This is a genomic window from Deltaproteobacteria bacterium (assembly GCA_019308995.1).
Classification (GTDB): domain Bacteria; phylum Desulfobacterota; class Desulfarculia; order Adiutricales; family JAFDHD01; genus JAFDHD01.
Genome location: JAFDHD010000015.1, coordinates 16,098 through 39,109, shown reverse-complemented (window position 1 = coordinate 39,109; position 23,012 = coordinate 16,098). Strand labels below are relative to the sequence as shown.

The following is a 23,012-nucleotide window of genomic DNA, read 5'->3' as shown; positions in this document are numbered from 1 at the left end:
CCCAGCGTGGCCCTATCCTCACATGGTGCAATTGAATGATAAACAGAAACCAAAAAAAAGCAACCGGACATTTAATGTGCTATGAACACCGGACATTTTAATTTGCTATTGACATTAAAGCATTGTTATGTGGGATTTTGGTTACTATAGCGATTGTTATAATTATTTTCTTTTTGGCGTCTTGATTTCAGCACGTGGCTTCCTGCTTACGCAGGAATAACAATAAATTACACTGTCATTCCCGCAGAAGCGGGAGTCCATATCGGAACATTTTTTTTAGAAATTACTTTAAACCTGTGTATTATTGAGTTTTACACCGCGACCTAGGGCTCTCCTGATTCCGCTTTCAAAACCCTGCATCTTGTCGGGCCTTCATCCGTGGGGAGGCAGGAATTGCATGACTTGCATTCAGCCGTCTCCGGCCCTTGGCCTGTAAGCCAGAGCTTGGGTAAATCGGGCTGCCTGATCAAAGGCCTGGCCATAGCGCAGAAGTCGGCATACCCCTGCGCAAGTATCTCCTCGATCTTATCAAGCGATTTTATCCCGCCGACGAGGATAATCGGAACATCCACCTTTTTCTTGATTTCCATTGCCCCGGCCAGGAAATAGGCTTCCTGATCTTTTGTCTTGATACCTACCCGAGACTCAGGGATAGGAACAGGCTTCCACCCAAGCTCCTCCTCGCTGCGGGTGATCGCCTCCCACATGCCGCCGCTCGTCTCAAGGGCTGAAAATCCGATTTCAGCAAGCGCCTCTGCGATCTTTGCAGCTTCATCAATATCCACCCCGCCGGGGAGAAAATCCTGAGTGTTCATCTTGATCAGGATAGGAAAATTTTTATCCACCTTCTTCCGGGCGCGTTCATAAATCTCCTTGAGAATGCGGGTCCTGTTCTCGATCGAACCGCCGTATTGATCCTCCCTCTGGTTGGTGCGCGGTGAGAGGAAGGAACTCAAGAGCCAGCCGTGAGCGGCGTGGACCTGGACTCCGTCGAATCCAGCTTCCTGAGCCCGCCGGACCCCTTGGGCAAAGCATTCGATGATTTCGTCAATCTCTTCCACAGTCAAGGCCCGGGGCGTTCGCTGGAAAAGGGCGTCAAAGACCGGCGAAGGCGCAACCGGTTCTAGCCCGCTGCGCGGCTGCTGCCTGCCAGGGTGGCTGAGCTGCAGGAGCACCTTACAGTCAACACCCTGATCATGGACCTCCCGGGCAATCCTTCTAACCCCGGAAATGAATGAATCATCATGAATCTGTGTCATGTTGTGACCGGTAACACCTTTGGGGTGAACCGCCGCATGTCCGGTAATGATCAGGCCCACGCCGCCTTGAGCCAGGTTGCGGTAGAGGTCCACCTGAAGGTCCGTGACCTCTCCTTTTTCCGTGGCTGCCGCCTCATAAGTCGCTGAACGTACCAGCCGATTCTTAAGCGCCAGATGACCAATATTACCTGGTTTAAATGCGATTGAATCCTGCCGAGCGGCCATGTCACTCCCCCTGACTCTTTAATAATGTGAGTTTAAAATCGTCTTTTAGCATACCTGCAAATGGACTGCAAGCAGTGGCAAGAGTTTAACAATATGAAAGGACTTCCGTCGAGGCGAAAAATATGTTAACAGTTCGAGAATGTTTCGTTCAGATAAACCGACAAATTATGAAGAAGTTTATGAAGCCCTGGTTACGAAACTGGCCCGGGCCGATTATGAACATGCCAGGGTTCACCTGGGTGTCCGGGAGGCCGAAAAGGAAGTTGCCTTAGAAGTTCTTGGCCGCACCTGCTTCATCGGACCTCAGGGTGTCAGGGCGGCTGATGACAATCCCCTTGACTTTACGGTCCGTATCGTCGTGGCTTACTACTTGCTCCAGGTCGGCCAAGGCGATCTGACAGGGCAGTGGTGCTCATATCGAGATTTCAAGGACGGCGCCTTTTTTCACAACGCCTTCAGCCAGACCTCGGAACACAGGATCGCACGCCGTTTTTCAGGCCGGATATCTGAGCTTAAATCAGCAGCAGAAGCAGTTGGGGGAGAGGCGCTGGATGCGGATCTAGGGGGTGATTTCAGCGCTCGCTTCCCGGCTCTGCCTCGTATTCCCCTGGCCCTGATCTTTTACAATGCTGACGAGGAATTTCCTTCTTCAGCCAGGATCCTGTTTGACACCTCCTCTCCTCAATTCCTGGACATGGAATGCTTGGCCGTCCTTGGCATGATTCTGGCCGATCAATTAACCGCGGCCTCAAAAAAAACTAATTCAGGAGCTTTCTAAAGGACTAATAGAAGATTGAACTAGAAGCTAACTTCCGGAGAAAACAACATGGCTGATCGCATCGGTTTGGTTGGAGGCACCGTCTTTCACCACCAGGACTTTTTCAAGGAAGCTGAAAAGGAAAAAATCGAAACCAGTTTCGGCCCGGCCATGGTAGTATTGACCGACCGACTGGTTTATGTACCGCGTCACGGGATGGGGGATGATCTATACATCCTCCCTCACAAAATAAATCATCCGGCCAATTTTTCTGCCTTGAAAAAGCTGGAGGTGACTGAGGTCATTGGAATCAACTCCACGGGGAGTCTTAAAATTTCCCTCTCTCCAGGCACGGTGGTTCTGCCTCACGATTACATCTGTTTCTCGGGAGTCGCAACCGCGGTTCAGGATAAGTCCAAACATATCATTCCTACCTTGAGTCAGGAAGTACGCTCACGAATAAAGGCCGCAGCCGAGGCGACAGGGGTTGAGCTGGTGGACAGGGGAGTCTACTGGCAGACCCCCGGGCCTAGATTGGAAACCCAGGCGGAAATCAAGCTATTAGCCGATTATGCGGACATCGTGGGCATGACCATGGCCAGTGAGGCTATGGTTGCCCAGGAGCTGGGACTCGAGTATGCCTCAATTTGCTCGGTGGATAACTATGCCCACGGCCTTTCTCCCACCCCTCTAAAAGAAGGGGAAATCGGGGCTAAGGCCGCGGCCAATGCCGAAAAAATATATAAAATCGTTCAGGCTTATTTGGATCTTAAACCACTGAAATGATACCCTCGTTGTTATAAGCCTCAGAATCATAAAAAATTTTTATTCACTTTTAGGCCCAGGAAAGGAGTTGACAAATATAGCCGACTCGGCATAACTCTAATAGTGGTTCAAGCCCGGCTTTCCGTATCTCCGGCTGGCTTACTGGAGGATAAGATAGTGTCCGCAGGGTCCAATCAGACAAAAGAAGAGTCAGAATACGCACGATTAAAAAAGAAGATTATAGATGCCGCAAGCCTGCTTTTTGAAGAAAAAGGGCTTTACCAGACATCGGTTGGTGAAATAGCCGAACTGGCTGGAGTGAGCGTCCCGGATGCATATAAATATGTTCGGCGCAAGTCCGAGATAATGCTCCTTATCATGGAGGATTTTACCAGCCAGTTTCAGGAGAGGATTCTGCCTGCCATTGAGCGCCTGGATGACCCGAAAAAAAAGTTGATCCGGGCCATGGACCTGTTTTACTCCATCGCGGCCGAAAAGGCGTCCCAGGTTCTCTTGCTGTACCGGGAGTCCAGGAGCCTGGATAAGCAAGGCCAGGCCAGGATCATGGATGCGGAGCTGGCCCATGTGAAAATTTTTCAGGATATTCTGGAGGAAGGGATCGGCCGAGGGGTTTTCAAGCATCATGATGCGCACCAAATAGCTTATAACATCGTAATCCTGGGGCATGCCTGGGCCCTGAAAAGATGGCATTTAAAAAAGCGCTTCGACCTCAAGGAATACCTGGATTTGCAATATAAATTTATCATCGAGACTATTACTTCATAAATAGATTATGCCTGATCTTTAACCTGAACGCTGCCAGGTCAAAGATTTCCAGGCCAGGGCAGGAAACGCCTCATCCCACTGCCTGGGAATAAAGGTATTGACATTCTTAAGGTTGTCTATATATTTAAAGAAAGTGAATGAATGGGAAGGAGTACGCCACCCATGCCTATTTTTGAATATGAATGCGGCGCGTGCGGACACATTTTTGAGGAAATCGTCTTCGGCTCAGAAGAAGCGATCACCTGCCCCGAATGCCAATCCAGCACGATAAAAAAACTCATGTCCTCACCGGCCGCAGTAAATTCGAATAATGACCTATCTAGCAGCCTGTCTGGCGTCTCGTCCAGCGCTGGAGGAAGCTGCGGTTCCGGCGGGTTTTCCTGAGCTACATAAATCCGGTGGCGGCGCCACCGGCTAGAAGATATTTTTTTAGGTTTTTTCAAAAAAAGCTGCCTTTCGAATCACCTCCAGCTTTTTTTAGGCCTTAGCCTCTTGATAGGCTAAGGCCTTTAAATTTTTAAGACCTCTGTTACCAAAAAAGGTATTATCCGGCTGAACTGGTGGAATTCTTCAACCCCAATCTTCAGGGCCGCACCGGCCCGGCGGAAGCGCTTCAATCATGACTCCCATGGGGGGAACATTCAACAGGGGAATCGGCAACCGAACAAGACTCCAAAGAACAGGAGAGTTCGTGCCCCTGGCCAAGCCTTGACTGTATCTTCAAATAAACCGGTTTGACCGACAGGACCAACAAAATAAAGACCCCGCCTAACTTTATCCACCCGGGAATTATTTCCGTTGCCTGACCGAAAAGGGCGTGCGGGGAAAGATTCAGGTAGTTATAGAGGCTGTCCAGGGCCAGCCCGAAGACCACGGCGGCCACGGCTAAGGTGGCCAGATAGATGGCGGTGGCCCTTTTCCCGAGAATTCCCAAAAGCACGGTTAGCGAGGTAACGTTCGTCGCCGGCCCGGCCAGGAGAAAAACCAGGGCTGCGCCTGGACTGACGCCCTTCAAAATGAGCGCGGCGGCGATGGGCGTGGAAGCCGTGGCGCAGATATAGAGAGGGATACCCGCGGCCAGCATAAGCAGCATGGAAAGGATGCCGCCGCCGAGAAAACGTGTCATAATTTCCGGCGGAACAAGGACGGTGATGAATCCGGCTAGAATCATCCCGGCCAGAAACCAGCCGACCATGTCGCTCCACAACTCTCTAAAAGCGAATCCCAGCCCGGCCCGAATTCTCTGCAAAAAGGTATGATGCCGTTTATGAACCTCAGGCGGACAATCGAGCCCGTCGCAGCAGTTGTCAACAGGGCAGGAAAGATCAGAAACAACCTGACCGGTCGCCCTTTCCAAACCAAAAAGGTTTTCCGCCAGGCCAGCTATGGCAGCCGTGCAAAAAGCGGCCACAGGCCGCACCACGGTCATTAATGGATCGAGCAGGGCATAAGTGATGGCGATGGAGTCCACTCCTGACTCAGGCGTGGAAATGAGAAAGGCCGTAACGGCGCCGTTATTGGCCCCCTGCCTTTTGAGTGAAGCTGCGGCTGGTAAAACGCCGCACGAACAAAGAGGAATGGGAACTCCAAGAAAGGCAGCCTTGAATACGGAAGAGAAGCGGCCTTGGCCCAGATGCAGGGAAACAGCGGACGGACTCAGAAAAACCTTAAGCAGGCCGCCCACCAGGATACCGAACAGGACATAAATCGAGGCCTCCTGAAAAAGATGCCAGGTTGCGGCCAGTATATCGAATAAAAATTCCATGATGCCGGCCTTTCTAATCCCTATTCACGAACATGGCTCAGGCCAATCTTGAACAAATCGGCCACATGATCATCATCCAGAGAGTAGTAAAGGACCTGACCGTCACGTCGGTTTTTAACCAAGTTCAAATTCTTGAGGTGTCTGAGCTGGTGAGACACAGCCGACTCGCTTGTTCTCAAGAACGCCGCCAGGTCACAGACACACATATCCCCGCCCTGAAGAGCCAGGGTGATTTTGAGCCGCGTCGGGTCGCCCAGGACCTTGAAGGTCTGGGCCAGCCGGTTGACCTCTCTTTCCGGGATAACTTCATCCCGGGCCTGGGTAACCCGGTCCAGGTGAACCATGCGGACCTGGCAGCCGTCTGTTTCGATGAGGGCGGCTTTTTTTCTGGTCAATTTTTCTCCCCATTACTGAATATTTGAACACTTATTCAAATATATGGCAGAAAAACTCCCATGTCAAGAGATGCTTTCACTGAACTTTCCTTAAAATTAGTGGTTATCAGGGCCTAACTGCCTTGAGGATTATGTGACAATAGCCCAGTGTTTTAGCGCTGGTTCTCTGTTTTTAAACCGCTTCGCTCAAGTTATTGATGTCATTTTATTTACAAAGACGTTTGCTCAGGGCCAGCGGGCAAGCCGGAATCCAGCCCCGGAGCTGCTGGAGTCAGGCCATTCGCCCAGCCTGATGGCGCACCGCACCTGGACATCCAAACAGCGCCATGATCCACCCCGCATGACTTTCATCTGTCCGGTTTCCGGTCCCTCTGGATTCTGGGCTGGCGAGGCCTGATAGTAGTCAGGTTCATACCAGTCGCTACACCATTCCCAGACGTTGCCGACCATGTCATGTAAGCCAAAGGGATTAGGGGGGTAGGAGTCAACCGGGCTGAGGGTATGGCGGGGGTCAACCCATTGTTGGTGAAACTGGGCCAGCCCATTGGGAGGGTTGTTACCCCACGGATAACGCATGTGTTCCATGGCCCCCCGGGCAGCCTTTTCCCACTCGGCCTCAAACGGAAGCCGGAATTCTTTGCCTGTCTCTTCTGAGAGCCATTCACAAAAGGCCGCCGCACCCTGCCAGCTTATTCCGTTGGCCGGATGCCGGGCGCATTTACGCCGGGGGTAGTAAATTCCGTCAATCAGGGTAACTGTCGTCTCTTCAGACGGCTCAAAATAGGATAAATCGGGATTGCCGACCTTGTTCAGGAAAAGAGCCCATTCAGCGGCAGTGACCGGAAAACGGGCCATCAGGAATTCATCAACCCAGACCTGGCGCTCCGGAAACTCATCATCCTCACCGTGGCCGACTCTACTGCCCATGGTGAAATTTCCGGCTGGAATCTTAACCATGACAAATGATTGCTTTCTCACCCGGTCAGAATGATTCATCTGGAATTACTCCAATAAAGATGAGATAAAAACAGAAATCAACGGGTCACTTTCACAGAACAGTAAATTAGCTTTCATGAACTAAGAAAATAGGGCCTCGGGTAATAATAAGCAGTGTTTTTACCATACCATGAATTGGGATTTTTTTCAATTTAATTTCACATGCTTATTTGAAGCCGGCCCAAGATGAAAGAGGCGATGAAAAAAAAGCAGCCAAGTTCGAACTGAGATGACGGAACTGCAAGCGTGAGAAATGCGGCTAAGTTTTTTAAGGCCTTTGGTGTAACTCATGACTTGAAGCTCCAGGTTTTTTATATTAAAAGATGATTGACCTGAACCTCCTGACCACGGTAAATTAAAAATTAAAAAAATTAAGGATACTTGTTATGAAACTGTTCACTCCGATCCAGATTGGACCGCTCAGGCTAAAAAATCGAGTGGTCATGCCGGCCATGCATCTGAATTACACCCCAGAGGCGTATGTCACCGATCGGCTGATTCATTTCTATGCCGAACGGGCTGCTGGTGGGGTGAGTCTGATAATCGCGGGCGGTTGTGCCGTGGATGAGGTCAGCGGCGGCCGATTTATGATTGGCATCAACCAGGACGAGTTCATCCCGGGCCTGGCCCGCCTGGCAGAGAGGGTTCATGATCAGGGGGCCCTGATTGCGGCTCAGCTTTACCATGCCGGCCGATACGCTCATTCCGCGCTCATCGGTCAGCAGTCAATCTCTCCTTCGCCTGTCCGTTCCACCTTTACGCGCGAGATACCCAGGGAGATGACCCAGGAGGATATCAAAAACGTCATCCAGCGTTATGCCGACGCTACAGGCCGGGCCAGAGAGGCCGGGATGGACGCGGTTGAAATATTAGGCGCAGCCGGCTACCTCATCCCTCAATTTCTCTCACCAATCACCAACCTTCGTCAGGACGAGTATGGTGGATCCCTGGAAAACCGGATGCGGTTCGGCCTTGAGGTGGCCGATTCTGTCATCGAGGCTGCCGGGCCAGACATGGCCGTGATCTTCCGCCTGGCCGGAAACGACTTCATGCCAGGTTCCAACACCAATGCCGAGGCGGCTCAATTTGCCGCAACCCTGGAAGCAACCGGGATTGATTGTTTCAATGTCACCGGCGGCTGGCATGAAACCAGGGTCCCTCAGCTTCCTATGGACCTGCCGCGAGGCGGATTCGCCTACCTGGCCCAAGGCATAATAAAAAAGGTGAGCCTGCCGGTCATGGCCTGCAACCGCATCAACCATCCGGACGTGGCTGAAAGAATCCTGAGGCAGGGGCGGGCCGACCTGGTCGGTGTCGCCAGAGGGATGATCGCCGATCCAAAATGGGTTAATAAGGCCCAGGCCGGAAAGGCGGATCAGATCAGCCTGTGCATCGGGTGCAACCAGGGCTGTTTCGATTCTGTTTTTACAGGTCAGCCGATTCGATGCCTGGTCAACCCCCGGGCCGGGGAGGAGGAAAGGTTTCAAATCAAACCGTCTGAGGAAAAAAAGGATATTTTGGTAGCCGGAGGCGGTCCGGCTGGCCTGACCTTTGCCCGGACCGCTGCTGAGCAGGGACACCGGGTAACTCTTTACGAGCAAGCCGACCGTCTGGGAGGTCAGATCCACCTGGCCGCCGCACTGAGGGAACGGCAGGAGTTTTTAAGCCTCATTACTTCTTTATCGGCTCAGGCCGAGGCCGCTAGGGTTAAAATCATTTTAGGGAAGGCCGTTGACCCTGAACTGATCGCTGAGGAAAATCCTGACATGGTCGTCATCGCCACCGGCGGGAGGCCCAAGTCTGCCACATTGCCCGGCGCTGACCGGCCGCATGTGGTTCAGGCCTGGGATGTTCTGGCTGGCCGGGCCGAGGTCGGAGAAAAGGCGGTCGTCATCGGCGGCGGGGCCGTGGGCTGTGAGGCGGCCCTTCACCTCGGCCGCATCGGGACCCTGACCCCGGATGAACTTTATTTTCTTTTCGTAAATCAGGCTGAAACCACAGAAGTCCTGAATCGGCTGACCACCCAGGGATTAAAGGACATTACCCTGCTGGAGATGCAAAATCGTATCGGAAACGATATCGGCCGGTCCATGAACTGGATCGTGCGCCAGAACCTCAAACGGGCCGGAATCAAGGTCAGGACAGGCGCCAAGGCTCTCGAAATCACCGCAACAGGAGTTCTAATGGAAAAAAATAAGGAAGTAGTGACCATTCCAACGGACACCGTTGTCCTGGCCCTGGGTACCGACCCGGTGGATGATCTCTACCGGGCCGTGAAAGACAAACACCCCCGGGTCCTTCTGCTAGGCGACGCCAGCCAGCCGGCCAAGGCCTACGAGGCCGTACACGAGGCCTTTATTGCTGCTTTGGAGGTATAACCGATGAAACCGAAACACACTCCTGAGTCCATTTTAGGTATAACCTGGGGCGTCCAGTCGGCCCGATTGCTTCTCTCCGGAGCCGAGTTGGACATCTTTACTCTGCTTGCCCCTGCCCCGCTGTCCGCCGAAGAAATCGCAGAAAAAGTAAATGGCAATTTACGGGCCGTAACCGTCTTTCTTGACGCCCTGACGGCCCTCGGCTTCCTGATCAAGAAGGATGGGCGTTACCAGACCGAACCTTCGGCCGCGCCTCTTCTTTCGTCCGTTGAACCGAATTCAGTTCTGCCCATGGTCCTGCACGGGGCACAGCTCTGGCAAACATGGTCCCGGCTGACCGACATCGTGCGCGATGCGGACCCTGACCAGAAAAAAGGCAGACCTGGAAGGGATATGGAAGGGCTGAAGGCCTTCATCGGGTCCATGCATCTGATTGGATTGCGCAGCGCCCCAAAGGTCGTGGCCGGGATTGACCCCGGACAGGCCAAGGCCCTGATTGACGTGGGCGGCGGCTCTGGGATATACACTCTGGCCTTCCTCCAGGCCGTTCCTAACATGAAAGCCACCCTGTTCGATCTGCCGCCGGTCATCGAGATGGCTCGCGAGCGTGTGGAGCAGGCCGGGATGCTGGACAGAGTTACGCTGGTTCCCGGGAACTTTTATGAAGACGAGCTACCTTCCGGGCATGACCTGGCCCTTGTCTCAGCCATCATTCATCAGAACAGCCTTGACCAGAACCAGGACCTCTTTCACAAGGTCTTTCGATCTCTGGACCCCGAAGGCCGCATCGTGATCCGGGATCATGTCATGAGCGCCGATCGGACCCAGCCCGTTGACGGAGCGCTCTTTGCGGTCAACATGCTGGTGAACACGCGCGGAGGCGGTACCTGGACCTTTGACGAGATTGAGGCCAGGTTGACCGAGGCTGGATTCGTCCGGGTGAAGCAGCTCCAGGCCGAAGGCATGTTCTCCCTGGTCGAGGCTTTCAAACCTTAACGTAAAACTCCGGGAGCTTCGTACCCTGACTTACAACTGCTGAGGATTATTGATTGTATTCTCAAGCTGGAGCTTGGGAACGAGAAAAAAAGACACTGCCTTTATTTAAACAGGCGACACACAACCGGGAGCCTCAAACCTCTTCCCGCCCCTGGCGTAAGGCACGGGCCATCTCCCTGTCGGCCATACGTTTCTTGATGACCTGCCGTTTGTCATAGACCTGTTTCCCTACGGCCAGACCCAGATCAACCTTGGCCTTTCCATCCTTGAAATAAATGGACAGCGGAATCAGGGTCATGCCTTTTTCCTGGGTGCGGCCGTAAAGTTTTTTGATTTCCCGTTTATGAAGGAGGAGTTTGCGGCGGCGCTCCGGGTCGTGATTTTCGTGATGGGCGAATGGATAAGGGCTGATATGGGAATTGAACATCCATACTTCACCGTCAATCACGCGGGCATAGCTGTCGGTCAGGTTGGCCCGACCCTGCCGAAGGCTTTTGACCTCGGTGCCGGTCAAAACCATACCCGCTTCATAAACCTCATTGATCTTATAGTCAAAGCGAGCGCGTTTATTGCGGCAGATGATTTTATGACCGCTCCCCTTGATTTTTGCCATATCAGATCACTCCCTGATGCCTCGGGCTACCACATCGGGGTGAATGGCGAAACGCTTGATAATCACTTCCTCCACAAATCTATTCACCTCGTTCACGGTGCGGCACTTGAGAATTGTATCCAGGTACTCCTGACATTCATTCATGGAGGTCATGCGAATGAGCCGCTTGATGCGAGGCACGGCTGTATTGGGCATGGAGAGTTCGTCCAGTCCCAGAGCGAGGAGGATCGGAGCGCAGATCGGATCGCCGGCCATCTCGCCGCACATGGAGACCGTGATTCCGGCTGCATGGCCCGCTTCGACGACGGTCTTGACCATGCGCAGAACCGCCGGGTGAAGTGGTTCGTACATGTGAGCCACCCGCTCATTGACTCGATCAATGGCCAGGGAATATTGAATCAAATCATTCGTGCCAATGGAAAAGAAGTCCACTTCCCCGGCCAGGACATCGGCCAGGACAACCGCTGACGGGACTTCAATCATGATCCCCACTTCCATATTCGGATTGTATTCAATCTCCTCCCGGCTCAGGGTCTGCCGAACCTCTTCCAGGACCTCTTTGGCTTCGAGCAGCTCTCCGAGGCCTGAAATCATGGGGAACATGACCTTGACATTGCCATAGGTTGAGGACCTGAGGATTGCGCGAAGCTGGTCTTTAAAGATACTCTTTTCCTTGAGAGAGAAACGAATGGCCCTCAAGCCAAGGGCAGGGTTCATCTCATCAGCCCAGTCCAAGGTTGAGGCGAACCTGTCACCGCCCAGGTCCACCGTGCGGATGGTCAAAGGCTGCGGGGCAATGATCTGAGCTACATCACGGTAGTCCCTGAAAAGCTCTTCCTCACTCGGCAGCTGCCGACGGGACAGGTAATGAAACTCAGTCCGGTAGAGCCCGATCCCGTCTCCACCGTGATCCGCCACAGCCGCTACCTCCTCAAACATCTCGATGTTGGCCTTGACTACCAGCCGATGACCGTCCAGGGTTTCGGCGGGCAGATAAGCGCAGCGAACGATCTCGGCCTGGTAGCTTTCATAACTCTGCTGACGCCCGCGGTAGAATCTCAGGGTCTTTTCATCCGGGTTGATAACGACATGGCCGGCGTTCCCGTCAACCACGATCAGATCACCGGTCTTGATGCGCCGGGTACAGCTTTCCAGACCAACCACCGCCGGGATTTCAAGGGCCTGAGCTATAATGGTCGTGTGGGAGGTCTTACCGCCCATGTTAATAATAAAGCCCATGACCATGTCGAGGCGTATCTGGGTGGTATCGGCCGGAGAGAGGTCATGGGCGACGATGATGACTCGATCCTTGATTTCGGCCAGGTTCTCAGGCACCTGACCGACCAGGTTGCGCATGATTCGTTCGGAGACATACTCGACATCTTTGATCCGGCTGCGGATGTACTCATCCTTAATCTGTTCAAACATCTCCCGGGCGCGATCGACTGCCTTTTTCAAGGCCCATTCAGCATTGATCTTCTCATGTTTGATCAGGTCAATCGTGGCCTGGTAAATCATGCTGTCCTTCAGGATGAGAAGGTGAGTGTCCAGGATATAGGTATGCTCACCCAGGTTCGCGGGCATGTCATTTTTGATTTCTTCGCACTGGCTCTGAGCCTCCTGAACAGCCCGCTTAAATCTTTCTACCTCTTCCTTGATAAAGGATTCATCAATCAGGTATTGATAAAAAATCTCCACCTTACTCCGGTCAACGAGATAGGCCTGGCCAATGACGATACCAGGGGAGGCCGCCACACCGGTCATGATGGAATTTTTATTTATAAACTCAGGGATCTTCATTATTCGCCGAAATCGTTTTCAATAAGTTCAGTGATTGCTTCTAGAGCCGATTGGCTGTCTTGCCCGCGTGCCCTGATCAGGACCTCGGAACCCGGAGGGCACTCCAGGGTCAGAAGGGAAATGACACTCTTGGCATCAACAGTTTGACCGTCCTTCTCTAGATAAATCTCCGCGTTAAACTGTTCGGCCGTCTCAACCAGCCGGGCCGCTGCCCGGGCATGGAGACCCAGCCTGTTGTTGATGGTCAATTCTTTGCTCGCCTCAAATTCACCTGGCTTTACAGACATGCTATGAACAACTCCCACTCGTTTGATGAATGAATTATCCTCATCTTCAGGAAATAAAACCAGAACGGTCGCCTGGCAGGATGACCGTAACTCTGATTTCCACCCTCGATCTACGCCGCTTCAGTCAGGAAAACAGGCAAATCGCCGGGCAGGCCGCCTGACGAATAATCCGATCCATCAACTGGCCGCCTTACGCCCGGTCACATCCAGGGCCAGGCGGTACAGCTCACTGCGACTCATACTGGCAATTTCAACCAAATCCGCGACTATCTCCCGCACCGGCCGGTCGTCTTTTCGAATTATCTCGGCCAGCTCTTCTTTCGTCAACCCCTTGAATTCAGATTTTGAGGAACCGGCTAGGACCAGGGTAAACTCCCCGCGAATCGCCTCTGGCCGATGCTCAATCTCTCTGGCGATTTCATTGAGTGTCCCCCGTATAAATTCTTCATGCATCTTGGTCATCTCCCGGCCCAGAACGGCCTGCCTGGGACCGAGAACGGCCGCGGCATCCTGTAGACTCTTCTTGAGCCGGTGGGGCGCCTCGTAAAAGATCAAGGTTCGCCTCTCCCTCTTTAACCCCTTGAGGGCTTCAAGACGGGCCTTTTTTTTAGCTGGCAAAAAGCCCACAAAGACGTAACTGGAACCGGGCAGCCCCGAAACAGAAATGGCACAGGCGCTGGCCGAAGGACCGGGCACAGGCACAACCCTGACCCCCCGCTCGCCGGCTTCCCTGACCAGAAAGGCTCCCGGGTCCGAGACGCCGGGGGTTCCAGCATCCGAAACCAGGGCCACATCCTGGTCTTCAGCCAAGACCTTCAACAGCCGAGGCAGGACACGAACATGGTTCTGCTCCCGGTAACTGATGAGCCGGGTGGATATCTGATACCGCGTAAAGAGCTTTCGGGTCCTGCGAGTATCCTCAGCCGCAACCAGATCAACTTCGCTAAGGATACGGGAGGCCCGATAAGTCAAATCCTCCAGGTTCCCTAATGGCGTGGCCACCACAAAAAGAGTACCCATACGAGACAAGATCTACTCCGTCTCTCAATCCATCGCCAGATCAAAGGCGTCAGCCAGGTGATCGAAACGGGGTTTTGCATCTTCGAAAACAATACCCACGATATCAAAACGGGCGGCACGATCCTGCCATCCCTTTTTGTTCAGAAAGGCCAGGGCCGCTCGGGAGAGCCTTTTTCTCTTTTCCGGGCCAACGGCCGCCCAGGGACCGCCAAACGATGACGCGGACCTGGTCTTGACTTCCGTAAATACAACAACATCACCGTCAAGGAAAACCAGATCAATTTCTCCGTAAGGCGTATGTACATTCTGATCAATCAAGAACAGCCCCCTTTTTTTCAAGTAGGAGGCTGCCAGCTCCTCACCTTGCTGACCAAAGGCCAAATGACTGCTCATGCCTCTTTCTCTGCCCTCACATGGGCAAACGTCAAGCGATGTATATGGCAAGGTCCGTATTTAGACAGGGCCTCCAGATGGCCCCGCGTGGCATAACCTTTATGAGAGGCAAACCCATATTCAGGATAGACGCGATCGTAACTCACCATGAGGCGGTCACGGACAACCTTGGCCACAACCGAAGCCGCTCCAACAGACAGGCTTAAACTGTCTCCGTGAGGCAAGGCTCGCTGAGGTACATCCAGAGGCAGGGGGACAGTCCCATCAACCAGGATGAAATCAGGCGCCGGAATCAAATCGGTCACCGCCTTGGTCATGGCCTTTATGGCTGCCCAGAGAATGTTGATCCGATCTATTTCCGCCTGATCAACCAGGCCATAAGTCACGGCCTTGGCCCGTTTCAGGATAAGCTCATAAGCCTTTTCCCGCTGATTTTTGGTCATCTTTTTCGAATCACCCACCCCGGGGTACTCACGGCGTTCATCAAGAATAACGGCCGCCGCAACAACCGGACCGGCCAGGGGACCGCGGCCGGCCTCATCCACTCCGGCTATCAGTCTAAATCCCTGTTCCTTAATCCGTTCTTCCGGGGTCATGCCTTCTTCGAAAAAAAGATTTTCGAAAAGGCAGAGGGTTTTTTCAACAGATTCAGCCAATGCCGGTTAACCCTGGCGTGTGGTCCTTTCTTTAAGCCGGGCCGCTTTCCCTCGCCGCTGACGCAGATAATAGAGTTTGGAACGCCGCACACGGCCTTGAAACACGACCTCGATCTTCTCGATCAAAGGTGAGTTCGTTGGAAAAATCCGCTCCACGCCGATACCATAAGAGACCTTCCTTACGGTGAAGGTCGCACTGGTTTTGCCTTGACGTTTTCGAATGACCACACCTTGGAAGACCTGGATGCGTTCCTTCTCTCCTTCCTTGATCCGTACGTATATTTTTACGGTATCGCCCACCTGAAAAGGAGCGAGGTCTGTTCTCATCTGTTCGCGTTCAATCATATCTATGGGATTCATTTTTTTCTCCTCTATGAGAGCTATCTTACACCAAACAGCCGATCGAGAATGATCCCTGCTGCAGTCCTGATGGACAGGTGATTATAATCCGTTGGCCCTTTAACGGGTTCTAAAACAAAATCAGACGCGGCCAGAACTTCGTCTGCGAGACCCCAGGCCGTCCCGAAAATTATTAGAAGAGGACGCCTTCCCTGAAGGTAAGGACCCATCTCAGAGAAAGGCATCCGGCCTGGACCCTCAGCGGCGGCTGTGGCCACTACCAGAGGATAACTGCCTGTTTCTTCGGTAACCCTCTCTTTGGCCTGATTCAAGTCATGAGCCAGATAAACCAGACTCAAGGCCTCGACCCTAGTTCTATTATAAACATCCCCCCACTCCTGACGCCAGTGCTTGAGCATGTCTTCAGCCACCTGAATCTGATCCTCAAGAGGGGTAACCAGAAAAAAGCCTTTCAAGCCATAAGTTCGAGCCACACGGGCCAGGTCGTGCATGTCAATGGTCGTCAAGGCGGCGGCGATGATTTCCCGGCGTTTATTGTATACCGGGTAATGCATCAGGGCTAAATAAGCGTTGACCAAGGCTAGCCGCAACCTCGGAGGAAGCCGCAAACCCGGTCATTAATACGCCTCTTCATCGCGATGGCTCCTGAGACGTGAACTGGTCCAAATACTCACGATCCGAGTCCGTAAGCTCGGCCTGGGCGAGCATGTCTGGTCGGCGTTTGAGGGTTCGTTTCAGTGACTCCTGGCGTCGCCACTTTCTGATGGCCTCATGGTCTCCAGAAAGGAGCACCTCAGGCACGGTTAAATCCTGAAAGACCCTGGGGCGAGTATACTGGGGGTATTCAAGGAGTCCGTGACTGAAAGTCTCGTCCTCCACCGACTCAGCCGTGCCCACAACGCCTGGCAGAAGCCTGACAACGGCCTCGATGACAGCCATGGCCGGAACCTCTCCGCCAGAGAGGATGAAATCACCCAGAGAGATCTCCTCGTCTATCAGGGTCTTTGCGATGCGATCATCCACTCCCTCATAACGTCCACAGACCAGGATCAGATGATCCAGAGCCGCATATTCCTTGGCCTTGCCTTGCTTGAACGAAAAACCGACTGGGTTGAGGAGGATGACACGCCTCTTGACGCCAGCCGGCCTCGTCTCCATGGCAAAATGGATGGCCTTGGCCAAGGGTTCAGGCATGAGGACCATCCCCGGCCCGCCGCCGTAAGGCCGGTCATCAGCGGTTCGATGGCGGTCGGTGGTGAAGTCCCGGATGTCAATTAAACGGACTTCAAAAATTCCTTTGTCCAGGGCCTTGCCCATCAAGCTCTCCCTCAAGAATGACTCAAACAGGTGGGGGAAGAGGGTTACCACATCAAAATGCATGCTTTTCAACACCTATTTTGGATTCTGCCTGGGGTTACAGATCGAGCAGGCCGGGTGGAGGCGCGGCCTGGAGACAGCCAGCTTCAAGATCAATGGAAAGAATTATCTCCTCCCGGAAAGGCAGGAGAAATTCTTCATGGTTGCGCTCCAGAATCAATAAATCATCAGCCTCGGTGGAGAGCAGTCGTTCCACTCGCCCAAGAATCCGGCCTTCTTCGTCCATGACGGTCAGGCCAATCAAGTCAGTCCAGTAATATTCATCAGGACCAAGAGGAGGCAGCCAGGACCTTGGGATGAGGACATCCGCTCCGACCAGTTTGGCAGCTGCTTTGCGAGTGCAGATGCCTTTGAGTTTTAAAAGAACAAAATTCTTGTGAGGCCGGGCACTTATGACTATTTTAATCTCTTCGGCCTCATCCAAAGTGCGGAAGTATAGCCGGTCATACCGGTTGAAAGAATTCACAGACTCGGTGAATGGCAAGACCCGTATCTCACCTCTGACGCCGTGAGTCCGAGTGACCCGGCCCATGGTCACCAGGTCTTCTACCATCAATCTTACTCTATGATCTCCAGTACCGAACGTTTTCTAAGCTTTGTAGACGCCGCCGACAGGATTGTCCGCATGGCACGCGCCGTCCGGCCCTGCTTACCGATAACTTTACCCAAATCCTCTTTGGCCACCCTCAATTCCAGTACCGAGGTCTGTTCCCCCATAATTTCGGAAACCTCAACCTGATCGGGATTGTCCACCAGCGACTGCGCTATGTACTTGATTAAATCCTTCATGCGTACACCTCCGTATTCTCCGCCTCGTCATCCTGGGGGCCTGGTTTGAGACCCGGGCCAGACTACTTTTTTAACTCCACAAACCTTAAAACGCCGAAGTTTCTGGAAAAGGATTAATAAGACTTGGATCCAAGCCCTTCGCGTTTGAGCAGGCTAGCCACCGTGGTTGTGGGCTTGGCCCCCTTACTGAGCCAATCTTTGAGTCTGTCCTCCTTAATGACCACTTTAGCCGGATCTTGAAGCGGATCGTAAGTCCCTATTACTTCGAGGAATCTGCCATCGCGTTTGGCACTGGCGTCCGCGACAATGATTCTGTAAAAGGGATTCTTGTTCGCTCCCATCCGGGTCAATCTAATCCGTACAGCCATATCTTTTCCTTTGCATAATTAATTTATAGTATATAGTTTTTTTTCTAAGAAACCAGTCTAAATCTCAACTATCTACATGGGGAGCATTCCCTGGCCGAATGACTTGAACTCTCCCTCAGAAAATTTTTTCATCATTTTTTTTGTCTGGAGAAAATTCTTGATCAAGGCATTGACATCCGAGACCTTGGCGCCGCTTCCACGAGCGACCCGTCGCCGTCGGCTTGCGTTCAGAACAGTGATATCTCGACGCTCTTCAGGCGTCATGGAGTTGATGATGGCTTCAATTTTTTTTATTTTATCCTCCTCGGGCCGCATGTCTTTTAGTTTTTTTAACTTACCCAATCCAGGAATCATCCCGAGTATCTGGTCAAGGGAACCGAGTTTTTTGATTTGCGAGATCTGATTTTTAAAGTCCTCGAGTGTAAACTCATCCTTCCTGAGCTTTCGTATCAGATCCTGGGCCTGTTCCTGGTCAATCGTCTCCTGGGCTTTCTCTATCAGGGTCAACATGTCGCCCTGGTCCATGATTCGTGAAGCCACGCGGTCCGGGTAAAAAGGTTCGAAGGCGTCCAGCTTTTCGCCCACACCGATAAATTTAATCGGCCGATCAAGAACAGCCTTTATTGACAACGCTGCTCCGCCTCGGGCATCACCCTCCATCTTGGTCAGGATGACACCGGTCAGGTCCAGCCATTTATGAAAGGTTTTCGCGACGTTGACCGCTTCCTGTCCGGTCATGGCATCAGCCACCAATAAAATTTCATTCGGTTCGAGCTTGGTCTTAACAGCCTTAAGCTCCTCCATCAACGCCTCATCAACCTGGAGCCGGCCAGCCGTGTCCAGGATCAGGGTGTCACAGCCGCGCTCACCCGCGCTGACCCGCGCCTTAATCGCTATTTCGATTGGCTGCATGTTCGCAGTGGACGGAAAGACTGGCGCCGAAATCTGCTCACCCAATTTCATCAATTGCTCGATGGCGGCCGGGCGCTGAACATCAGCCGGAACCAGAAGCGGTTGACGGCCTTTTGTCTTAAGAAGCCGGGCCAATTTGCCTGCTGTGGTCGTCTTACCTGAACCCTGCAGCCCGACCAGCAGGAATGTCCAGGGCGGCCGACCGGAAAAATCCAGATCCTGTCCGGCTCCGCCCATGAGCGAAGTCAACTCTTCATAGACGATCTTGACCACCTGCTGACCCGGGGTCAGGCTTTGCATCACCTCCTGGCCCACAGCCCGAACGCGGATGGTCTCAATAAGATTCTTGACGACCTTATAGTTAACATCGGCCTCAAGTAAGGCAAGACGGATTTCGCGTAAGCCCTCTTTTATGTTGTCCTCTGTGAGCTTGCCATGTCCTTTCAGCTTGCGAAACGTCTCATTTAACTTTTCAGTCAGATTATCAAACACCCAGTTTTGCTCCTGCCAGATTACGCAAAAGTATGAAATGTTTAATATTAATCAACCCTATTTATCCTGTCAATTAAAATCGCTCCGGATATATTATTTGTAGAAACCATCTGGGCAACGGTCTCTGAAATTGACAATCAGAAGCGTCTTAGACTATGATTGCCTTAATTTTTTATTTTAAAACTGATTAAATAAGCTGATCGGCCTTTCAGATTCTGAGACACAATGGAAGGCGGTTTTAGGCCAGTCAGCATCCCCGGCGGAGGCGAAAGGGAATGACCATACAGGCTCTGGAAGGGATCAAGGTTTTGGATTTAAGTCAGTATATCTCAGGATCGTACTGTGCCAAACTGCTTGGGGCCCTGGGGGCTGAGGTTATTAAAGTCGAGAAGCCCGGGCCGGGCGATAAAGCCAGAAGCATCGGGCCCTTTTTAGATGACAACCCTCACCTCGAACGGAGCGCTTTTTTTCTTTATTTAAATACCAATAAAAAGAGCATCACACTCGATCTGGAGACCAAAGCCGGGGTAGATATTCTCAAGGACCTGGTCAAGGAAGTGGACGTGCTGGTCGAGAATTTCAAACCTTCGGTTATGGCCAGCCTGGGGCTCGGGTATGAGACCCTTGACAAAATCAATCGGGGTCTGGTCATGGTCTCGATCACGGACTTTGGCCAGACCGGCCCTTATCGGGATTACAAAGGCGGCCGGTTAGTGGGCAACGCCTTAAGCGGCTACATGTATATTAATGGAGATCCGGGTCGGGAGCCTCTGGCAGGAGGAGGAGAGCAACCGGCCTATCAGGGCGGACTGCATGCCTTTACCGGTGTCATGGCCGCGCTTTTTGCCAGGGAGGCCAGCGGCCAGGGCCAGCATATTGATGTCTCCATCATGGAGTGCATGGCCTCTATTCACCAGTTTACCGTAAACCGCTACGTCTATTCTGGTTGGGTCCAGAAAAGGGTCGGTAATCGTTACATGTATTCCCATCCCATTACCATCTATCCTTGTAAAGACGGATATGTCTCAATCTGCCCGAGTGCAGATGATCAGGCGGAAAGGCTGCTTTTGCTCATGGAGATGCCTCATCTTCTGGAAGACCCCAGGTTTCAGACCGGTTTTCATCGTTTGGCGCATGCCGAGGAGTTTGATGAGCTGGTCAAGCCCTGGTTTCTGGAAAGGTCCAGAAAGGAGATCGTGGAGCTCTGCCAGGAGTGGAGGGTCCCAGCGGCTTATGTCAATGATGTCGCTGACCTGCTCGAGGATAAGCAGTATCAGGCACGGGATTACTGGGTTAAACTGGATCATCCCGAGGCCGGAAAGCAGCCTTATGCTGGTCCGCCTTTCAAGATGTCGGAGACGCCAATCGAATATAAACGCGCCCCTCTGCTCGGAGAGCATAATGAAGAGGTTTATATGGGACGGCTGGGTTTGAGTCGGCAGGGTCTGAATGAACTCAGAGAGAACGGAGTTGTCTAGCCGGATGTTTTTAAGGAGTCGTTACTCATGACAAGCGCCTTAGAAGGAGTACGAGTGCTGGATTTGACCCGGGTCTGGTCCGGGCCTCTGGCCGGGAGAATCCTGGCCGATCTGGGGGCCGAAGTTATTCAGATCACTGGCCGCGTCACTGTTAATACAAGCGCACTATTACCGGAAGTGGCTAAAATACTCGCTGTATTTCCAGATGATGATCCAGGGGAAAGACCCTGGAACCGAACGTCCTTGAACAACGATCTCGGTCGGAACAAGCTGGGGCTGACCTTGGAGCTGAATACACCTGAGGGGATTGAGATATTTAAGCGCCTGGTCAAAATAAGCGATGTGGTCCTGGAGAATTACAGCCCCAGGGTGATGCCAAATTTCGGGTTGGACTATCCGGCCTTAAAAGAGATAAATCCTGCCGTCATCATGTGCTCCATGCCCGGGTATGGCGCAACCGGCCCGTATCGGGATTACGTGTCCTATGGCACCAACCTTGATCCAGCTTCGGGACTGGCCAGCCTGATGGGGTATCCCGGCGAGGGGGCCCATATGTCGGGGAATGCCTATCCCGACCCGGTGGCGGCTCTGCATGCCACCGGGGCCATCCTGACGGCCTTGTTCCTTCAGCGCCGCACTGGCAAGGGGCAGTATATTGATCTTTCTCAGGCTGAATCCGCCACCTGCGTCATTGGTGAAGCCGTGCTCGGCTGCGCCTTGAATGGCAAAGTCCCGCCGCGTCTGGGTAATCGCCATCCCTCTGAGGCGCCTTATGGCTGTTACCGGTGCAAAGGTGATGACAAATGGGTCGTCATCGCCGTCTCGTCGGATGAGGAATGGGCAGCCTTGGGCCAAGCCATGGGCAGCCCGGACTGGATAAAGGACGCGAGGTTTGCCAGTGCCATAAGTCGGCGGGAAGACCAGGATGCGGTGGACGAGAAAATTGAGGCCTGGACCGGCCAGCATACCCATTATGAGGTTATGAAGATGCTCCAGGAGGCGGGTGTGCCTGCCGGGGCCGTACTTGACGCCGCCGAGCTTCTTGCTGACAAACATCTTTTAGAGAGGGATTTTTTCTGGGAGATTGATCACCCGGAGGTCGGACCGCGGAAGTACTGCGCCCTGCCTATCAAGCTCTCACGGACTCCGGCCCGGGTGAGAAGGCCTGCGCCCTGCCTCGGTGAGCACAATGAGTATGTCCTCGGCGAACTCCTCGGCCTTTCCAGAGATGAGATCGCTCAGCTTGAAAAAAAAGGCATCATCGGCGACCGGCCCATTGATTAAAGCAGACCGAATTTAGTCTGACCGCCTTCATTTGAAATAAAGACCCGCCCTTCCTTTTCGAGTTTCTCCAGATGAGCCAGGACCGAACGGGCCGCTCTGGGAAGAAGATCGCGGCCGTGCATCTTGAAATCTTCTTCAGAATAAATTCTTTCCGCAATCTCATAGCTGTTCAGTAACCCTTCAGCCAAGGCCTCCAGAATCAGCTTTTCCCTCATCAACCGGTGTGCGTGATACCATTTGATCCGTTCTTTGGCCTTTTCCTGGATGAGCGGTCCATGGCCGGGGAAAATCATATTGATATCCAGCTTCATCAGGTCTTCTAACGTCTTCATATATGCGACCATATCACCTTCAGGCGGCGAGATGATGGAGGTGCCCCAGCCGAGGATGGTGTCGCCGGTAAAAAGCGCCTTTGCCTCTTCCAGAAAGAGGCAGATATGGTCTGGAGAATGCCCCGGCGTGTAGAGAACGCGTATTTTAAATTGGCCTATTTTCAAAAGCTTTCCGTGCTTCAATTGGTCGCCAAAGGCTTCAGGCTTAAAGGCCTTTTCCAGGCGTTGGCGTGCTCGAAGATGGCAGACGATCTTCCCGCCGAATCTGTCAAGAAAGGCCTCCAATCCCTTATAATGGTCCTGGTGGGCATGGGTGACCACCGCCGCCTGGATGGACTTGACGCCCATTTTAGCAAGACGCTCGAGAGGTTCGCTATTGATAGGGCTGACTGCGTCTATGACCAGGGCGCTGTCTCCATGTGTCATGATATACATGTTGGTGGCTCGATGAGGGGGTAGGGTCTCGATCGTTACAGGTAAACAGTGAAGTCCGGGTACGATTTCCATGCTGAAGTTGTCCTTTCAGAAG

At 52.8% G+C, this 23,012-nt stretch carries 26 protein-coding genes; 8 read left to right on the top strand and 18 right to left on the bottom strand.

All coding sequences use genetic code 11. From position 1 onward, the window contains the following. Positions 1-323 precede the first annotated feature (323 nt). Complete coding sequence (locus JRI95_04830; GenBank protein ID MBW2060872.1) at positions 324-1,484, bottom strand: NADH:flavin oxidoreductase; 1,161 nt, start codon at positions 1,482-1,484, stop codon at positions 324-326. A gap of 139 nt (positions 1,485-1,623) precedes the next feature. On the opposite strand from JRI95_04830, the gene JRI95_04825 reads away from it, so the two are divergent. The 4 genes from JRI95_04825 (at position 1,624) to JRI95_04810 (ending at position 4,176) form a co-directional block, all read left to right on the top strand. Further along, positions 1,624-2,262 (top strand): DUF3786 domain-containing protein, encoded by a 639-nt coding sequence (locus tag JRI95_04825; GenBank protein MBW2060871.1) that lies wholly within the window; start codon positions 1,624-1,626, stop codon positions 2,260-2,262. Between the two features lie 48 nt (positions 2,263-2,310). After that, the gene (locus JRI95_04820) at positions 2,311-3,027 is read left to right on the top strand and encodes an MTAP family purine nucleoside phosphorylase (GenBank protein ID MBW2060870.1); all 717 of its coding nucleotides are present in this window, start codon (positions 2,311-2,313) and stop codon (positions 3,025-3,027) included. A gap of 156 nt (positions 3,028-3,183) precedes the next feature. Continuing rightward, on the top strand, positions 3,184-3,792 hold the full coding sequence (locus JRI95_04815; GenBank protein MBW2060869.1) for a TetR/AcrR family transcriptional regulator: 609 nt from the start codon (positions 3,184-3,186) through the stop codon (positions 3,790-3,792). 162 nt (positions 3,793-3,954) lie between these two features. Continuing rightward, a complete protein-coding gene (locus JRI95_04810) occupies positions 3,955-4,176 on the top strand; it encodes a zinc ribbon domain-containing protein (protein MBW2060868.1) in 222 nt (73 codons plus the stop codon). 229 nt (positions 4,177-4,405) lie between these two features. Here JRI95_04810 and JRI95_04805 read toward each other — a convergent pair whose 3' ends face one another. The 3 genes from JRI95_04805 to JRI95_04795 form a co-directional block, all read right to left on the bottom strand. Beyond that, positions 4,406-5,557, bottom strand: coding sequence for an SO_0444 family Cu/Zn efflux transporter (locus tag JRI95_04805; GenBank protein MBW2060867.1), 1,152 nt, complete (start codon positions 5,555-5,557; stop codon positions 4,406-4,408). Between the two features lie 20 nt (positions 5,558-5,577). Continuing rightward, on the bottom strand, positions 5,578-5,901 hold the full coding sequence (locus JRI95_04800; GenBank protein MBW2060866.1) for a winged helix-turn-helix transcriptional regulator: 324 nt from the start codon (positions 5,899-5,901) through the stop codon (positions 5,578-5,580). A 276-nt stretch (positions 5,902-6,177) separates the two neighbouring features. Then, entirely contained in the window at positions 6,178-6,948 is a 771-nt protein-coding gene (locus JRI95_04795; protein ID MBW2060865.1) for a formylglycine-generating enzyme family protein, read from the bottom strand. A 386-nt stretch (positions 6,949-7,334) separates the two neighbouring features. Between JRI95_04795 and JRI95_04790 the strand changes: the two genes are divergently transcribed. After that, complete coding sequence (locus JRI95_04790; GenBank protein MBW2060864.1) at positions 7,335-9,326, top strand: FAD-dependent oxidoreductase; 1,992 nt, start codon at positions 7,335-7,337, stop codon at positions 9,324-9,326. Positions 9,327-9,329: 3 nt separating this feature from the next. Next, on the top strand, positions 9,330-10,322 hold the full coding sequence (locus JRI95_04785) for a methyltransferase domain-containing protein (GenBank protein MBW2060863.1): 993 nt from the start codon (positions 9,330-9,332) through the stop codon (positions 10,320-10,322). A gap of 133 nt (positions 10,323-10,455) precedes the next feature. On the opposite strand, the gene smpB is transcribed toward JRI95_04785, so the two are convergent. From smpB to ffh, 13 genes are all read right to left on the bottom strand, one after another. Beyond that, positions 10,456-10,935, bottom strand: a complete 480-nt coding sequence (gene smpB, locus JRI95_04780) for an SsrA-binding protein SmpB (GenBank protein MBW2060862.1) — start codon at positions 10,933-10,935, stop codon at positions 10,456-10,458. A 6-nt stretch (positions 10,936-10,941) separates the two neighbouring features. Further along, positions 10,942-12,735 (bottom strand): phosphoenolpyruvate--protein phosphotransferase, encoded by a 1,794-nt coding sequence (ptsP, locus tag JRI95_04775; GenBank protein ID MBW2060861.1) that lies wholly within the window; start codon positions 12,733-12,735, stop codon positions 10,942-10,944. Next, a complete protein-coding gene (locus JRI95_04770) occupies positions 12,735-13,022 on the bottom strand; it encodes an HPr family phosphocarrier protein (GenBank protein MBW2060860.1) in 288 nt (95 codons plus the stop codon). Before JRI95_04770 ends, ptsP begins: the two co-directional genes overlap by 1 nt. 177 nt (positions 13,023-13,199) lie before the next feature. After that, positions 13,200-14,042 carry a 16S rRNA (cytidine(1402)-2'-O)-methyltransferase gene (rsmI, locus tag JRI95_04765; protein ID MBW2060859.1) on the bottom strand — a complete coding sequence of 281 codons (843 nt, stop codon included), beginning with the start codon at positions 14,040-14,042 and terminating at the stop codon, positions 13,200-13,202. Between the two features lie 24 nt (positions 14,043-14,066). Continuing rightward, the gene (locus JRI95_04760) at positions 14,067-14,435 is read right to left on the bottom strand and encodes a YraN family protein (protein MBW2060858.1); all 369 of its coding nucleotides are present in this window, start codon (positions 14,433-14,435) and stop codon (positions 14,067-14,069) included. Then, positions 14,432-15,031 carry a ribonuclease HII gene (locus JRI95_04755; protein MBW2060857.1) on the bottom strand — a complete coding sequence of 200 codons (600 nt, stop codon included), beginning with the start codon at positions 15,029-15,031 and terminating at the stop codon, positions 14,432-14,434. The genes JRI95_04760 and JRI95_04755 overlap by 4 nt, the downstream gene beginning before the upstream one ends. Before the next feature lie 66 nt (positions 15,032-15,097). Next, positions 15,098-15,451 (bottom strand): 50S ribosomal protein L19, encoded by a 354-nt coding sequence (gene rplS / locus JRI95_04750; GenBank protein MBW2060856.1) that lies wholly within the window; start codon positions 15,449-15,451, stop codon positions 15,098-15,100. Between the two features lie 20 nt (positions 15,452-15,471). Then, the gene (locus tag JRI95_04745; protein MBW2060855.1) at positions 15,472-16,029 is read right to left on the bottom strand and encodes an RNA methyltransferase; all 558 of its coding nucleotides are present in this window, start codon (positions 16,027-16,029) and stop codon (positions 15,472-15,474) included. Between the two features lie 52 nt (positions 16,030-16,081). After that, on the bottom strand, positions 16,082-16,831 hold the full coding sequence (gene trmD, locus JRI95_04740) for a tRNA (guanosine(37)-N1)-methyltransferase TrmD (GenBank protein MBW2060854.1): 750 nt from the start codon (positions 16,829-16,831) through the stop codon (positions 16,082-16,084). Positions 16,832-16,865: 34 nt separating this feature from the next. Further along, positions 16,866-17,381, bottom strand: coding sequence for a 16S rRNA processing protein RimM (gene rimM, locus JRI95_04735; protein MBW2060853.1), 516 nt, complete (start codon positions 17,379-17,381; stop codon positions 16,866-16,868). 5 nt (positions 17,382-17,386) lie between these two features. Beyond that, on the bottom strand, positions 17,387-17,617 hold the full coding sequence (locus tag JRI95_04730) for a KH domain-containing protein (GenBank protein ID MBW2060852.1): 231 nt from the start codon (positions 17,615-17,617) through the stop codon (positions 17,387-17,389). Between the two features lie 113 nt (positions 17,618-17,730). Continuing rightward, positions 17,731-17,985 (bottom strand): 30S ribosomal protein S16, encoded by a 255-nt coding sequence (gene rpsP, locus JRI95_04725; GenBank protein ID MBW2060851.1) that lies wholly within the window; start codon positions 17,983-17,985, stop codon positions 17,731-17,733. A gap of 72 nt (positions 17,986-18,057) precedes the next feature. Continuing rightward, entirely contained in the window at positions 18,058-19,389 is a 1,332-nt protein-coding gene (ffh, locus tag JRI95_04720; protein MBW2060850.1) for a signal recognition particle protein, read from the bottom strand. Positions 19,390-19,664: 275 nt separating this feature from the next. Here ffh and JRI95_04715 point away from each other — a divergent pair, with 275 nt between their 5' ends. Beyond that, positions 19,665-20,867 carry a CoA transferase gene (locus JRI95_04715; protein MBW2060849.1) on the top strand — a complete coding sequence of 401 codons (1,203 nt, stop codon included), beginning with the start codon at positions 19,665-19,667 and terminating at the stop codon, positions 20,865-20,867. A 27-nt stretch (positions 20,868-20,894) separates the two neighbouring features. Next, positions 20,895-22,151, top strand: a complete 1,257-nt coding sequence (locus JRI95_04710; protein ID MBW2060848.1) for a CoA transferase — start codon at positions 20,895-20,897, stop codon at positions 22,149-22,151. Here JRI95_04710 and JRI95_04705 read toward each other — a convergent pair. Then, the gene (locus tag JRI95_04705; GenBank protein MBW2060847.1) at positions 22,148-22,990 is read right to left on the bottom strand and encodes an MBL fold metallo-hydrolase; all 843 of its coding nucleotides are present in this window, start codon (positions 22,988-22,990) and stop codon (positions 22,148-22,150) included. The two genes, JRI95_04710 and JRI95_04705, sit on opposite strands and share 4 nt — an antisense overlap. Positions 22,991-23,012 lie beyond the last annotated feature (22 nt).